This is a genomic window from Fictibacillus sp. 7GRE50, from assembly GCF_015903875.1.
Taxonomy (GTDB): Bacteria; Bacillota; Bacilli; order Bacillales; family Fictibacillaceae; genus Fictibacillus; species Fictibacillus phosphorivorans.
The window spans coordinates 409,457-423,892 of record NZ_JACZDW010000002.1 but is presented as its reverse complement, the minus strand read 5'-3'; the positions used below and the strand labels follow the sequence as shown (position 1 = coordinate 423,892).

Annotated in this window: 17 protein-coding genes; all 17 read left to right on the top strand. The window is 39.3% G+C overall.

All coding sequences use genetic code 11. The features are described 5' to 3' along the window. Window positions 1–52 precede the first annotated feature (52 nt). Window positions 53–874 (top strand): sensor histidine kinase, encoded by an 822-nt coding sequence (locus tag IHV12_RS09335; RefSeq protein ID WP_197190684.1) that lies wholly within the window; start codon window positions 53–55, stop codon window positions 872–874. Further along, window positions 871–1,506, top strand: coding sequence for a response regulator (locus tag IHV12_RS09330; RefSeq protein ID WP_197190683.1), 636 nt, complete (start codon window positions 871–873; stop codon window positions 1,504–1,506). Before IHV12_RS09335 ends, IHV12_RS09330 begins: the two co-directional genes overlap by 4 nt. A gap of 119 nt (window positions 1,507–1,625) precedes the next feature. After that, window positions 1,626–2,999, top strand: a complete 1,374-nt coding sequence (locus tag IHV12_RS09325; protein WP_197190682.1) for a PepSY-associated TM helix domain-containing protein — start codon at window positions 1,626–1,628, stop codon at window positions 2,997–2,999. Between the two features lie 28 nt (window positions 3,000–3,027). Next, window positions 3,028–3,669, top strand: a complete 642-nt coding sequence (locus tag IHV12_RS09320) for an SCO family protein (protein WP_231618104.1) — start codon at window positions 3,028–3,030, stop codon at window positions 3,667–3,669. Window positions 3,670–3,884: 215 nt separating this feature from the next. Then, complete coding sequence (locus tag IHV12_RS09315; RefSeq protein WP_066391923.1) at window positions 3,885–4,166, top strand: DUF3817 domain-containing protein; 282 nt, start codon at window positions 3,885–3,887, stop codon at window positions 4,164–4,166. 401 nt (window positions 4,167–4,567) lie between these two features. Next, window positions 4,568–5,194, top strand: coding sequence for a flavodoxin family protein (locus IHV12_RS09310; RefSeq protein ID WP_197128156.1), 627 nt, complete (start codon window positions 4,568–4,570; stop codon window positions 5,192–5,194). 16 nt (window positions 5,195–5,210) lie between these two features. Next, entirely contained in the window at window positions 5,211–6,494 is a 1,284-nt protein-coding gene (gene egtB / locus IHV12_RS09305) for an ergothioneine biosynthesis protein EgtB (RefSeq protein ID WP_197190681.1), read from the top strand. Further along, entirely contained in the window at window positions 6,491–7,456 is a 966-nt protein-coding gene (gene egtD, locus IHV12_RS09300) for an L-histidine N(alpha)-methyltransferase (RefSeq protein ID WP_197190680.1), read from the top strand. Before egtB ends, egtD begins: the two co-directional genes overlap by 4 nt. Window positions 7,457–7,614: 158 nt before the next feature. Further along, window positions 7,615–8,586, top strand: coding sequence for a ring-cleaving dioxygenase (locus IHV12_RS09295; RefSeq protein WP_197190679.1), 972 nt, complete (start codon window positions 7,615–7,617; stop codon window positions 8,584–8,586). A 224-nt stretch (window positions 8,587–8,810) separates the two neighbouring features. Beyond that, on the top strand, window positions 8,811–9,563 hold the full coding sequence (locus tag IHV12_RS09290; protein ID WP_197190678.1) for a peptidoglycan-binding domain-containing protein: 753 nt from the start codon (window positions 8,811–8,813) through the stop codon (window positions 9,561–9,563). Window positions 9,564–9,671: 108 nt separating this feature from the next. After that, on the top strand, window positions 9,672–10,613 hold the full coding sequence (locus IHV12_RS09285) for a VanW family protein (RefSeq protein WP_197190677.1): 942 nt from the start codon (window positions 9,672–9,674) through the stop codon (window positions 10,611–10,613). Window positions 10,614–10,666: 53 nt separating this feature from the next. After that, window positions 10,667–11,530 carry an MBL fold metallo-hydrolase gene (locus IHV12_RS09280; RefSeq protein ID WP_197190676.1) on the top strand — a complete coding sequence of 288 codons (864 nt, stop codon included), beginning with the start codon at window positions 10,667–10,669 and terminating at the stop codon, window positions 11,528–11,530. 14 nt (window positions 11,531–11,544) lie between these two features. Next, window positions 11,545–12,315: an alpha/beta hydrolase gene (locus IHV12_RS09275; protein ID WP_197190675.1), complete on the top strand. Its 771-nt coding sequence runs from the start codon at window positions 11,545–11,547 to the stop codon at window positions 12,313–12,315. A gap of 14 nt (window positions 12,316–12,329) precedes the next feature. Further along, a complete protein-coding gene (locus tag IHV12_RS09270) occupies window positions 12,330–12,788 on the top strand; it encodes a GNAT family N-acetyltransferase (protein WP_197190674.1) in 459 nt (152 codons plus the stop codon). 26 nt (window positions 12,789–12,814) lie between these two features. Then, window positions 12,815–13,567, top strand: a complete 753-nt coding sequence (locus IHV12_RS09265) for a sugar phosphate isomerase/epimerase family protein (protein WP_197190673.1) — start codon at window positions 12,815–12,817, stop codon at window positions 13,565–13,567. Between the two features lie 14 nt (window positions 13,568–13,581). After that, window positions 13,582–13,989: a GNAT family N-acetyltransferase gene (locus IHV12_RS09260; protein ID WP_370568789.1), complete on the top strand. Its 408-nt coding sequence runs from the start codon at window positions 13,582–13,584 to the stop codon at window positions 13,987–13,989. Window positions 13,990–14,001: 12 nt separating this feature from the next. After that, entirely contained in the window at window positions 14,002–14,394 is a 393-nt protein-coding gene (locus IHV12_RS09255) for a VOC family protein (RefSeq protein WP_197127078.1), read from the top strand. Window positions 14,395–14,436 lie beyond the last annotated feature (42 nt).

Sequence of the window (14,436 nt, the reverse complement as noted above, 5' to 3'; positions counted from 1 at the left end):
TATGATTTATTATGTTTATAGAATTTGTAAGAAATGAAGGGAAGTCTGGCAGATGACATACAGACAGATTAAATGGTTGATCCTGCTCATTCCAACGATTTCAGTTGGTTTATGGGAATACGTTAGACATACGGTTCTCTTGCCTTATATATCCATGAACACGGGAAACTGGCTCTCTGCCATAATTGTATTTCTTGTTACGCTTTACTTTTTGAATATCTTGTTTGGAAGATTAGAGCGAATGCAGCAGGAGCTTCAGAGAGAACGTTCTGAGAAAGCAGTCTTAGAAGAGCGGGAAAAAATTGCGAAAGAGCTGCATGATGGCATCGCCCAGTCTTTATTTTTTCTCTCTGTTCAAGTGAACAAGCTGGGTAATGAATTTAGTAAGGATGATAAATCGTATAATAAGTTAAAAAAAACGTTGCAGCACATTCATGACGATACTCGAAGTGCTATTCAAAATCTACGTAGCGTTCCGGCAGAAGCTGATATTTCGTGGACACGAGCATTAAATGCATTTTTTAATGAAATGGAGAGTCAGCATGACTTAAAGATTCATCGAGAGTGGCGTTTAAAAGACGATGATCTTACCTCAAAGGAAAAAATTGAGCTGTTTGCATGTGTACGAGAGGCAATTATCAATGTTATAAAACACGCTAATACGAACGAAGTATGGTTGAATACTACGACTACTCCAAAAGGATGGATCTGTACCATTGTAGATAAAGGATCAGGATTTGATTCACAAGAGCCAACGGACGGCTTTGGTCTGAAAATTTTACAAGACAGAGCGTATTCTATGGACTGGAAACTAAGGATCGCCAGTACGGAAGGAAAAACGACGGTTACGGTTGAAAAGGAGGAAAATGCATGACGACACAGCCTATTCGTTTATTAATTGTTGATGATCATCATCTAGCACGAGAAGGAGTCAAAGAGATTCTTGAGGATCAGACCGAGTTTGAAATTGTGGGTGAAGCCTCTAACGGTATACAAGCCGTAGAGAAGACTGAAGCTCTTATGCCAGATCTTGTTCTCATGGATATCTCTATGCCTAAGATGAATGGTTTTGAAGCGACTAAAGAAATTAAGAAGCAGTTTCCAAACGTAAAAGTAGTCATCATGACGGTTTCTTATGACATTACGGACTGGTTTGAAGCTTTAAAGCGTGGTGCACAAGGATACCTTCTCAAAAATTTGAACACAGAAGATATGCTGAACGGATTAAAAGCATATGCGATGGATGAAATACCGATGTCGAAAGAGATGGCTTTTCGTATATGGAAGGAATTTAAGAAGGATGGACAAGCTGAGCAATCTCTTTCTTTAAGAGAGCAGGAAGTGTTGCAGTTGGTAGCTAAAGGACATTCGAACAAGGACATTTCAAAAGTACTTACTATTTCTGAGAATACCGTTAAAACACATATGAAGAACATCCTAGGAAAACTGCATCTAGAAAATCGTGTACAATTAGCGAGTTATGCTTACGACAATGGAATCGTTTAACTTCCAATGTCATACAATTGACACATTTTTATTTTCGTAATCACCCTTTAGAGTGATTACCATTTCATGCTTGTTGTTTATACTTTTCCATATTGAGTACGAATAAGGAGAAAATAATTATGCAAGCAACAGCTTATAAGTTACCAGAAAACAATGAAAATCCATCGAAAAAATCCAATAGTCTTTATCAAACTTTTTGGAGATGGCATTTTTATGGCGGAATCATCTTTGCACCTTTTTTAATCTTACTTGCCATAAGTGGCGCACTATATTTATTCCAAGCTGAAATTGAGACGATGATCTACAAAGACAAGATTATTGTTCAAAAAGGCGATCAATCTCTTCCGCTCTCACAGCAGATCGACACCGTTAAAGCAGAGTACCCAGAAGCTGAAATAGGTTCTGTCAGACTTCCGAAAGAAGATAATCGAGCTACTTTAGTAAAAGTGATCGAAAATGACGTTGTTACACAGGTATATGTAAACCCATACACAGCGTCAATAACCGGAACGATTCTAGATGAAGATCATTTCAAAAACGTTGTTGCTAAACTTCACAGTGAATGGATCGTTGGTGGAACATTCATCAATAGATTCGTTGAACTGGCTGCATGTTGGACGATCATCATTTTAGTAACGGGGCTTTATATTTGGTGGCCAAGGAACAAAAAGACATTCATGGGGACGATCTTTCCTCGTCTGAAGAAAAATGGCCGCATGTTCTGGAGAGATCTTCATGCAGTTACTGCATTCTGGCTATCACTGATGATCTTAATTCTTATCGTAACGGGTCTGCCGTGGTCAGGTGTGATGGGAGAACAGATCAACAAGTTGGCGACGAATGCAAAAGCGGGATATCCAACTTATGCATTCATGGCACCAACAGCAGAAAAGACGACAGATGAGATCGCAGAAGATATACCCTGGGCAACGGAGAACAATCCTGCTCCAGCATCAAAAAAAGATGACGGATCACTCTCTGTTGATCAAGTGATGTACCTAGCTCAAGAGAACAAGATTCAAAAGCCTTTCACGATTTCAATGCCAGTAGGAGAAGATGGAGTATTTACTGTTGCTTCTTCAAGAGATAAACCTGAAAATGAAGCTACCGTTTATTTTAACCAGTATAACGGTGATATCGTAGAGGATGTAAGGTTTAGCGATTACGGATGGATGGCTAAAGCTATTTCAATCGGAATCGCACTGCATGAAGGTCATTACTTTGGTCTGGCTAATCAGCTTTTAGGAGCAATAGCTGCTCTAGGCTTAGTTGCAATTGTCATCTTCTCACTTATCATGTGGAAGAAGCGTAAACCTTCCGGGAAATTGGGAGTGCCAAAAAAATCTGACAAAAAATTAAAGCCGTGGATCATTTTCCTTATGGTCATAACAGGTATTGTTATGCCACTTGCAGGTATATCTTTCGTCTTCGTATTCTTACTTGATCGTTTTGTTATACCAAGAGTAAAGCCGCTACAGGCTTGGCTATCATAATATAAATTTTATTAGAGGTGAACTTATTATGAAAAAAATGATGATAATTTTCGGTCTAGTGCTGACGATGGCAATCTTATCAGCATGCGGTTCAGGCGGATCAAAGGACGAACACGAGAATCATAAGAACCACGAACAACATAATAGCGAAAGCAAGGAGACGTCTCAGTCATTAGACTGGGACGTTCAGTCGTTTTCTTTCAAAGACCAAAACGATGCTGAATTTGGATTGGAAGACTTAAAGGGAAAAGTGTGGATGGCAAATTTTATCTTCACGAACTGTACAACAGTTTGCCCGCCGATGACTGCACATATGGCTAAACTTCAAGGAATGGCGAAAGAAGAGAATGTGGACGTAGAATTTGTTTCTTTCTCTATCGATCCAAAAAGAGATGATGCTTCAGCATTAACGAAGTTTGGTGAGAACTATGACGCAGACTTCTCCAACTGGCACTTTCTTGGAGGCTATGAACAGAAACAGATTGAACAGTTAGCAAGAGATTCATTTAAAACACCTGTAGTAGCTGATCCTAACTCAGATCAATTCATTCATGCGACTGCATTTTTCTTAGTTAATAAAGAAGGAAAAGTAGTTTCTAGATATGATGGAGTAGAGAATACGCCGTACGAAGAGATCATTGCAGATATGAAAAATAGACTAAAAAAGTAAAGTAGCTGTATTACATAGTGAGAATATAGCAAACACCCTAGTGGAATAACGAAAAGCGAAGGAAAAGAAAAATAGTTTGGGGTCTGACCCCAAACTATTTTTCTTTTATTCATTTGTTCACACAATAGTTATGGTTTGGAAGTCTAACTTCTACCTACTTATGATAAAACTAAAGATAGAATCGTCATTATGTGATAATGGAGGTATATTCATTTATGAATCCGATAAAAACGTTAAAAACAGTAGGTTATCTTGAAGGTGCTTCGTTCTTGATCCTTCTTTTCATCGCCATGCCGTTGAAGTATTTTTTAGATCAGCCGATGGCCGTATCAATCGTTGGTGCTCTTCATGGTCTATTGTTCGTTCTCTATATTCTCGTCATCCTTTATGTGTACAACGTGAAGAAGTGGCCGATCATGCGCGCGTTCTTGGCGCTAGTTTCTTCTGTCTTGCCGTTTGGCCCGTTCATTTTCGATCGTAAGTTTTTAAAAGATTAATACTGTTAGATGAGAGCCTACTTTTCACAGGCTCTCTTTTTTTGTTAGGTAAAAAAGATAGAAGAGATGTATCAGGATTTGTCGAAAAGTCTATATTTTTCAATTTAGACTTAATTATTTTGATTTAGACTTAATTATTAGCAGATTAGACTTAATTACTACTGATTCCGACTTAATTATCCCGCCGCACCTAAATCACATTCATGGGTGTACTTTCTACATGTACACTTCGCCTGATATTGTACTCCTCAGACACAACTAACCCCCCATTAGAATAAAATCTCAACAAAATCTTAAAACCAAACCGTTCATGTTAAGAATTCGTTTAAATTGTTTTAATTTTCTAATTTTAGGCTATTTATACTTTAATATGGTTTTTAACAAGGAGGGACAAGCTTGTGATTAAAGCACTACTACTTAATGCGTCTCTTAAAAGTGGTGAAGAAGTCTCCAATACGGAAAGTTTGATGAACGAAGCGGTGCATATTTTTAATAAGAACAACATAGATACAGAGATGGTAAGGCTTGCTGATTACAGAATCGCACATGGTGTTACGGCAGATGAAGGTGATGGCGACGAGTGGCCTGAGATTTTTGAAAAAGTGAAGGCGGCTGATATCCTCATTATCGGAACACCTCTATGGCTTGGTGAAAAGAGCAGCTTAGCAACACAAGCAATCGAGAGGCTGTACGGTGCGAGTGGTATGACAAACGAAAAAGGCCAATATATATTTTATAACAAGGTGGCAGGTGTAGTTGTGACAGGTAATGAGGATGGAGCGAAACACGCGAGTGCATCCATTCTATATGGCCTGTCTCATATTGGATTTACACTACCACCAAATGTGGATACATATTGGGTTGGTGAAGCAGGTCCAGGACCTTCTTACATTGAAGCGGAAGGAAACAAAAATGATTTTACGATGCAGCACAATAAAATAATGACGTACAATCTGATTCACTTTGCAAAGCTATTAAAAGAACATCCTATTCCGACAGAAGGCAATGTGGTAGAAAGCAACAGCTAATAAAGGGAGGATATTTATGGCCATCGATCAAGTAGCAGTGGAACGATTATGTGAGCAATTCAGGGGAATTAGGTCATTATCTGAAAAACTGGCATCAAAGCTACAAAATGAAGATACGATTATTCAGGCGATGCCAGATGTGAGTCCACCAAAATGGCACCTTGCGCACACGACGTGGTTTTTTGAACGTTTCATCTTAAAAGAAAAGAATCCTTCATACGTTCCTTTTAATCCAAAGTTCGATTACCTCTTTAATTCCTACTATGAAACGATCGGTTCTTATCATCCTAGACATTCTAGGGGCGTATTGTCCAGGCCATCAATGGATGAAGTCTATGCTTATCGGAACTATGTTAACGAAGAAATTTTGAGTCTGCTTAGGGACTATGGCGATCAGCTCCCTAAAGAGGTTGAAGATTTGATCGAGATCGGTCTTCAACACGAACAGCAGCACCAAGAACTTCTATTAACAGATGTAAAATATAACTTCAGCTGCAATCCGATGCTGCCATCGTACACAGAACCTTCACTCTCAAACAAATCAACAAATACAGATCAAAAATCGCAAGTTACTGAAATTAAGTTTGAAGGGGGACTCGTTGAAATCGGTTTTGCAGAAACGGGGTTCTCATTTGATAATGAACGGCCGCGTCACAAGGTTTGGTTGGATGCTTATCAGATATCTTCCCATCCAGTTACGAACGGAGAATATCTTTCTTTTATTGAAGCGGGTGGATATGAGCAGCCAGAGCATTGGTTGTCGGATGGCTGGGCAACAGTCAAAAAAGAAAAATGGAAACATCCCCTTTATTGGCGTAAAACCGAGGATGGTTGGTACACGTTCACGTTAACAGGTGAAAAGAAATTAAATCTTGATGAACCCATCTGCCACGTAAGTTTTTATGAAGCGGATGCTTTTGCTAGGTGGAGTGGAAAAAGGCTGCCAACAGAAGCAGAATGGGAGCATGCAATGAGTTCCATCCCAATAGAAGGGAACTTTGTTGAGGATGAATCGTTTCATCCGGTTGTCGGTGAGTCTTATTCAAAATCACCAATAAAAAAAGCTTTTGGAGATGTATGGGAATGGACCAGTAGTCCTTACACTTCTTATCCTCAAAGTAAACCACTCGAGGGTGCGCTCGGAGAATATAACGCTAAGTTCATGTGCAATCAGATCGTTCTGCGTGGTGGATCGTGTGTAACATCAAAGCTGCATATTCGACCTACTTATCGCAACTTTTTTCAAGCAGATAAAAGATGGCAGTTCAGCGGAATTCGCTTAGCGGGGGACCTCTCATGAAAACGGTAAGATCGAATGTTCATTATCATATTGGAAACGAACCTGAAACAGATATGTATAGTGAGGTACTACATGGACTCCAAAGCGAAAAGAAGTTCATTTCACCCAAATACTTTTATGATAAAAAAGGTTCTGAGCTGTTTGAAGCGATTACGATGCTTACGGAATATTATCCGACCCGAACGGAGCTGCTTCTATTAAATAAATTTAAAGATGAAATGGCCAATGCAATTGGAAGGGATACAGCACTCGTAGAGTTTGGAAGTGGCAGCAGTGAAAAGGTGAGGACGCTTCTAGAGGCGATGCCTGAACTTAAAGAATATGTACCGATTGATATCTCAAAAGATTTTCTGTATCAATCAGCACGAGCGCTTTCTATAGAATATCCTCATCTGGACGTTCATGCGGTTTCTGCCGATTACACGGATAAGTTTGAGCTACCAGAGCTCACATCTAAACGGAAAGCTGTGTTTTTTCCTGGATCTACTATTGGAAACTTTGAGCCACAAGAAAGAATGAATTTTCTAAAGATGACAGCCGATTTTCTTCAGCCAGATGGCGGCCTATTGATCGGTGTAGATATGAAAAAGGATCATGCTGTTTTGAATGCTGCTTACAATGATAGTAAAGGGATTACAAGTCAATTCAATACAAACCTACTAAACCGATTGAACAGAGAACTTTTGGCAAACTTTGACCTTGAAAAATTTCAGCATCATGCTTTTTATCATGCAGACAAAGGCAGAATTGAAATGCACCTTGTTAGCTTGTCAGATCAGACGATCACCATTGGTAATGAAAAAGTCTTCTTTACTGAAGGTGAGACTATTCACACTGAGAATTCTTATAAGTTTACAATTGAAGAGTTTCAAAATATGGCAAGAGAGTGTGGGTTCACACCTAAAAAAGTATGGTGTGATGATAAGAACTGGTTCAGTATGCATTATTTGGTTGTAGAATAGACTCGAATGGACTCCTATATTAGGGGTTCCTTTTTTGTCCCAAACCTTTTTCTTCCTCAGCAGGTTTACGTTCATAAGTACGTGTCAAAGCATTTTATTGGGCATTTTTATAGCAAAGGGAGATAATAGGGGAAAATGGCATAGAAGAGAGGTTAATCATGAATTTAAAAGGAATTCACCACGTTTCTGCGCTTACTGCAAAAGCACCTGAAAACTTTAAGTTCTATACAGAAGTAATGGGATTAAGACTGATCAAGAAAACTGTAAATCAGGATGACACTAGCGTTTATCATTTGTTTTATGGTGATGAGAAAGGAAATCCAGGAACGGAGCTTACGTTTTTTGAAATTCCGATGGCTGGAAGAAACCATGATGGAAACAACAGCATTTCCGCTATCTCGCTTCGCGTAAATAATGATGATGCTCTTCACTATTGGCAGGGTCGTTTAAAGGATCATGGAATCGAAACAGAAGATATTAAAGATCGGGCAGGTCGAAGTACACTGGCGTTTAGAGATCCTGAAGGTCAGAGGATGATCTTAGTTTCTGATGAAAACAACAGAGGCGTTGCAGGTGGTCAGCCTTGGAGTAAGAGTACAACACCAAAAGAACATGCAATTGTTGGTCTTGGACCTGTTAGGTTAACAGTTCCTGCAGCTGAACCAACTATTGGAGTGCTAACAGAACTATTAGGTTTTCGGAAAAAGGGAAGCTATTCACCTGAAGTGGCAGGTCAAACTGATATTGTTGTATTAGAAACGGGTGAAGGTGGAAGTGGTGCCGAAATTCATGTAGAAGAACGAAATGACCTTCCCCAAGAACGACTTGGTCGGGGTGGCGTGCACCATGTAGCCTTTCGAGTAGATAATGAAGAAGAACTTCGTGATTGGATTGAAAAAGTACAAACATCTAGGTTTCCAAACTCTGGATTTGTGGATCGTTTTTATTTTAAGTCTCTCTATTTCCGTGAACCGAACCGAATTCTATTCGAACTTGCAACAGACGGTCCGGGCTTTGATACGGACGAAGAATTGGAACATCTAGGAGAGTCACTTGCATTACCTCCGTTCTTAGAGCCTCATCGTGAGGATATTGAAGCGAAATTAAAACCTCTCCAAACAAAACAATAAAATTTTCTTTGCCTGAATCTTAACGGATTCAGGCATTTTTGTTTTAGGTAATTTTTTCCATTAATACAAATGAGCGACTTTAGGGGTTACTACAACTGTAGATGCACGACAAAAGCTGAGTTATTGAAATTATTTTTTGAGCAAGAACTGGTCATAAAAAATGCAATTTGGGAAAAATTAAAAAGCGTTACAACAATAAACAAACATGAAGGAGATGTCACAAGATGTATTGGCAAAAAAATGCAAAGAATATTTCAAAATATGTGAGTGCTTTTGTATTGGCATTAGCACTACTTTTAGGTACTTCAAATGCAGCTTCTGCAGTTGGGAAGAATGCAAAGGGTCCAGATGTTTACGCGATTCAATCCATGCTTAAATCCCTAGGCAGTTATTCTGGAAAGATAAATGGTTACTATAACGCATCAACGGTTAAGGGTGTAAAGTATTTTCAAAAAAGTCACGGACTACCTGTAACAGGATCTGTTGACGCTCGTACGTATCAATCGATTCTGTATGCTTACTCTTCGTTAAAATTACCTAAAGTTCGCCAAGGTGGCGGAGCAGGCCAAGGCGGCGGAGCAGGCCAAGGCGGCGGAGCAGGCCAAGGCGGCGGAGCAGGCCAAGGCGGCGGAGCAGGTCAAGGCGGCGGAGCAGGTCAAGGCGGCGGAGCAGGTCAAGGCGGCGGAGCAGGTCAAGGTGGCGGAGCAGGTCAAGGTGGCGGAGCAGGCCAAGGCGGCGGAGCAGGCCAAGGTGGCGGAGCAGGCCAAATTGAACAAGGTGAAGGTCAGCAGCAACAGCAAGAAGAAGGACAAGAGCAGGAAGGTCCTAAGCAGATGGAAGAACAAAAAGGTGAGACTCCACAAGCACCACAAGCACCTAAACAAGATATGCAACAAAAAGATTCAAAACAAGGTCCAAGTGTTCAACCTGGGAAAAGCAGCCCATCACCAGGAATGAAAGATAATGGAAAAGACTAAAAGTATAGTATGAAAACAAAATTTTAAATGAAAATAACAAAGAGGTCAGCTCCCGTGATCTCTTTGTTTTTATGAATAAGAGAAATAATTAACCGGAGTGATCGATAAATGTTGCAAGTATGGTTAGCTGGACTGCTTTTATTATCAACAACTGGTCAACAAAACGCTGAAACTTTAATAGTAAATCAGGAAGGGCAAAAACTTGCTGAAGTAAGCCGCAAACAGTTCGAAGGCTCTATACCTGGATTTCCAATGATCGATGACACAAAATATAATCAATTTGTTGATCTGCTTGATAAGAGATCATACAAAGCGCCTGTTAACGCTAAATTAAATGATTATGGTGCTATCATACCTGGACAAGTAGGTTATAAATTAAATCGGAAATTATTTCGAGAAAAGTTCTACACCTATTTTTTTGAAAACGGACCCAAAGTGATAGATGTACCAGAAATGAATATTTATCCTAAAGTCGATACGGAAGTACTGGCGCATATTAAAAATCAGCAGATTGGGCAATACGTTACATACTTCAATTCAAATAATAAGAGCCGAACAACAAATATTGAGCTTGCTGCCAATGCGCTTGATAGTCATGTTGTTTTTCCAAATGAGACGTTTTCATTCAACCAAGTGGTAGGCAGACGAACGACTGCAAAAGGATACATGAGAGCACCAATCATCGTTAGAGGTGAATTGTCAGAAGGTATTGGGGGAGGAATCTGCCAAGTATCCTCCACATTGTTTAATGCTGTAGATCGTGCAGGACTAAAAATCGTTCAACGTTATTCGCACAGCAAACGTGTACCATACGTACCATCGGGTAGAGATGCTACCGTCAGTTGGTATGGACCCGATTTTCAATTTCAAAACAAATACAATCAGCCTATCCTTATCCGGGCTAAGCGCTATGGAGGAACTTTAGTCATTAAACTCTATTCGTCTGAAATCCTTGATCAGAGAAAACGGACAGTACCGAACGCACCAACTCATATTCCTGAAGAAATTAAGACTGAACAGAATGTGCATCTTTCTAACCCTAGCAGATAATATAAAGTACAATAATGAAGTAACATATGTGTTTGAATAGGGAGTTGGATCGTATGCAAACATTAGAAAAACTAACAGAGCGTTTTTGGTACCAAACACCTGTTTCAGAGACAGATCGTCCTATTTTAGGAGCTGTTGTGGGAAACGATATGACTTTGATGATTGATAGTGGAAATTCAGAGAATCATGCAGAGTACTTTTTAGATGAGTTGCGCAAAAAGGGTATCAAAGGACCGAGTTTAGTCGTCATCACACATTGGCATTGGGACCATATTTTTGGATTGCCCGCGCTAAACATTCCTTCTATTTCTTCGGCAGAAACAAAAACAAAAATGCAAGAACTCCTTCCTTTCTCTTGGAGTGATGAAGATCTGGATGAAAGAGTCAAGAAAGGTATTGAAATCGAATTTTGTGCAGAAGCCATAAAAAAAGAATTTCCAGATCACCGCAACATTAACATAAAGCTGCCAACGATTACGTTTCATCAAGTATTGGAAATCGATCTAGGTGGTGTAACGTGTGTTCTTCAACATGTAGGAGGAGACCATACAACAGATTCGATCATTGTGTACATAAAGGAAGAAAAAGTTTTATTTTTATCGGATTGCCTCTACGCAAATATGTATGCACCTAAAAATAACTATACGGTAGATCGAACGCTGAATCTGTTAGATCAATTAGAGTCCTTTGACGCAGATTTTTATATTTTTTCTCATTGGAAAGCTGCGACAAAGCAAGAGTTTCAAACTGAAACATCCATGTTACGAAGTTTCGCTAACCTTACGAAAAAGTTTGAAGGTAATCAACAAGCTATTGAAGAAGAATATAAAGTCCAGGTCAAACGGGAGCTAACTGAAGATGAACGTGAGACCTTACAGTTTTTTGTTAACGGTTTCAGTCTTAACTTGCATAAATAGAATAGGAGAGTATGATGTTACAAGAATTTAAAGTGACTATTGAACAATTCGGGGGAATAGAAAGACAGATCCGGGTGTGTTTGCCCTGCGATTATAGTGACAGACAAGACCATTATCCTGTGCTGTATATGCATGACGGTCAAAATCTGTTTAATGATGAAGACGCCAGTTACGGTGTCTCGTGGGGTTTAGCTGATTATCTAAAGAGGAGTAAAGCACCCCTTATCATTGTTGGAATCGACTGTAATCATGAAGGCTTCGAGCGTTTTAATGAATACGCACCATGGGAAAACCCGACAGTAGGACCTGAACTTTTAAAATGTGAAGGGGTTTATGGAGGAAAAGGAGCCGCATACATTCAGTTCATTCTTCATACCCTAAAGCCGCTGATCGATGAAAAATACAGAACAAAGACTGACGAAACATTAATGGCAGGCAGTTCGATGGGTGGTCTCATATCGACGTATGCAGCTTGTCGTTACCCTCATGTATTTAGCAGGGTGGCAAGTCTATCTTCCGCTTATTGGTTTAATCAAAACGAGATTGAGAGCTTGATCGAAGAAAGTGATCTCACGAGTATAAAAAGATTTTATATGGATGTTGGAACTGAAGAGGACACATCAAAAGTGGACGCCGCTCATTACATCCGGTCCTCTGAAGAGGTTTATGAAGTCTTTAAGAAAAAGAACGTCGACCTGAAATTTGAATTAATACAAGATGGAAAACATCATGAGAGCGCATGGCGTGAAAGAATGCCTGAAATTATTGATTACCTGATGAAGTAAAGGGGAGATAGACGTTGATCACATTTGAAAGAATGGACAATAAGCAGTTTAAAGATTATATGAAGTTTATGCTGCCTGATTATATTCGTGATACAGCTGAACATTATAAACTAGATACAGAGCTAGCTACTGAAAAAGCAGAGAAACAAATGGAACAACTGCTCCCAGATGAGGAAAAAACAGAAGGACAGCATTTATTTCAAATCAAAAGCGATAAGGAACTAGCAGGCTACCTTTGGTTTCATGTTTCAAAAGAAGAGAAAAAAGCTTTCCTTTATCATATCTTTGTGAAGGATGCATTCCGTAAACAAGGGATTGCACAAGATGCTCTTCGTTTTTTTGAAAATGAATCAAAAGATGAAGGAGCTGATTATGTTGGCCTTCATGTCTTTGGTTCGAATGAACAGGCAATTGCACTATATACAAAGCTAGGCTACAAACAAGCATCCATATCGATGAACAAAGTTTTGTAAACGTTATAAAAGGGAGAGAGATAAACATGAGAAAAATTGGATTGCAACTGTACTCCATCCAACAAGAAGCAGAAAAAAATCTACTAGGTACATTAGAAAAAGTGAAAGAAATCGGATATGACAGTGTTCAGTTTGCTGGATTGTTTGGAATATCTGCTAAGGATGTAAAAAAAATATTGAACGAAAATGCTTTAACTGTTGCTGGAGCTCATATTCCTCTTCAGCAATTTTCGGGAGACGCATTTAAAAAGCAAATGGAAGATCAGCTTATCTTAGAGAACGATTTAATGATCATGCCTTACTTAACAGAAGATCAAAGAAAATCAATCGATGATTACAAGCGTGTAGCAGAAGTGTTGAACGAAGCAGGATTTAGAAGCAAAGAGTATGGGATACGTGTGGCATACCATAATCACGATTTTGAGTTTTACGAGCTTGATGGAAAGATGCCGTTCGATTTGCTCTATCAAGAAACAGATCCTGATTTAGTAAAGATGGAGCTCGACACGTATTGGGCAAAATATGCGGGGTATGAGCCAGAAGAGCTGCTTAATAAGTATCGCTTCCGTTGTGTGTCACTACACCTGAAAGATATGGTAGAGAAAAACGGTCAAAAACAGAGCACGATTGCGGGAACAGGAATGCTTGATATCGGTAGCTTCTTACGATTGGCAGATGAACAGAAAGTGGATTATTGTGTGATCGAGCAAGAACATTTTGAAGGAGATCTTCTTTCGGAAGTAGAAAAAGGTGTGCAGAACGTCAAAGCACTTTTATAGAGGAGAACCCAGTCGTGGAAGATATAACGTTTGCTCTTTATATAGAAAAGGTGCATTTTGAAAGAATTCAAGAGTTGAACAAAAAAGAGAATTGGACGCAATTAGTTGAAAGATATGAAGAAACAAAACAAGCATGGAATAAGTCTAATGTAGCCTATGTCATGTTAAAGAATGAAGAGTTAATAGGTTATATTCGAGGGTTGACAGATGAACACGTAACACTCTATATATGCGAGCTGCTGATATCAAAGCCTTATCGAGGACTAGGATTAGGTGGAAAGCTGTTGAACAGCATTCAAGAAAAGTATCCAACAGCACGTATGGAGATGCTGGCATCACGAACATCACACACTTTTTATGAAGGGCAAAACTTTAGATCTTTTTACGGATATCGAAGAACATATGAAGAATGTAAATCTTAGGAGGCGTTTTATATGAGTGAGAAAGTAAAGAGTATCTCTGTTATACAGAGCCACGTCAACAATGTATTCGTACATGTTACTGATTTGAAAAGATCTGTAGAGTGGTATGCAGATCTGTTGGGTGTAACGATTGATTCAAGTGAAGTACAATCCCCTGTACATAACATTCCCGTGACAGGACAAACTGGATTATCACTAGATGATCATACGTTTGACCCGTCCTTCCACCGGACGCCTGGTTCAGGTCCTATGTTTAATGTATTTGCACCAGATATTGATGCAGCTTACAAAGAGCTACAAGAAAAAAACATGAAAGTCATTAAAGAAATTCAGTGGCATGGTGAAGTGGCTTGGTTTAATGTAGAAGATCCAGATGGAAACGTAGTTATGATTTGTAATTGCTAACAAAATTAAATGTTTAGTAACTGGCACTTACTAGCCTTCCTT

Bases quoted from the DNA above. Each gene is read 5' to 3' on its own strand.
- IHV12_RS09265 (WP_197190673.1), top strand. From the start codon at position 12,815: ATGAGAAAAATTGGATTGCAACTGTACTCCATCCAACAAGAAGCAGAA.
- IHV12_RS09290 (WP_197190678.1), top strand. From the start codon at position 8,811: ATGTATTGGCAAAAAAATGCAAAGAATATTTCAAAATATGTGAGTGCT.
- IHV12_RS09315 (WP_066391923.1), top strand. From the start codon at position 3,885: ATGAATCCGATAAAAACGTTAAAAACAGTAGGTTATCTTGAAGGTGCT.
- egtB (WP_197190681.1), top strand. From the start codon at position 5,211: ATGGCCATCGATCAAGTAGCAGTGGAACGATTATGTGAGCAATTCAGG.
- IHV12_RS09280 (WP_197190676.1), top strand. From the start codon at position 10,667: ATGCAAACATTAGAAAAACTAACAGAGCGTTTTTGGTACCAAACACCT.
- IHV12_RS09275 (WP_197190675.1), top strand. From the start codon at position 11,545: ATGTTACAAGAATTTAAAGTGACTATTGAACAATTCGGGGGAATAGAA.
- IHV12_RS09320 (WP_231618104.1), top strand. From the start codon at position 3,028: ATGAAAAAAATGATGATAATTTTCGGTCTAGTGCTGACGATGGCAATC.
- IHV12_RS09325 (WP_197190682.1), top strand. From the start codon at position 1,626: ATGCAAGCAACAGCTTATAAGTTACCAGAAAACAATGAAAATCCATCG.
- IHV12_RS09255 (WP_197127078.1), top strand. From the start codon at position 14,002: ATGAGTGAGAAAGTAAAGAGTATCTCTGTTATACAGAGCCACGTCAAC.
- IHV12_RS09335 (WP_197190684.1), top strand. From the start codon at position 53: ATGACATACAGACAGATTAAATGGTTGATCCTGCTCATTCCAACGATT.
- IHV12_RS09330 (WP_197190683.1), top strand. From the start codon at position 871: ATGACGACACAGCCTATTCGTTTATTAATTGTTGATGATCATCATCTA.
- IHV12_RS09285 (WP_197190677.1), top strand. From the start codon at position 9,672: ATGTTGCAAGTATGGTTAGCTGGACTGCTTTTATTATCAACAACTGGT.
- egtD (WP_197190680.1), top strand. From the start codon at position 6,491: ATGAAAACGGTAAGATCGAATGTTCATTATCATATTGGAAACGAACCT.
- IHV12_RS09295 (WP_197190679.1), top strand. From the start codon at position 7,615: ATGAATTTAAAAGGAATTCACCACGTTTCTGCGCTTACTGCAAAAGCA.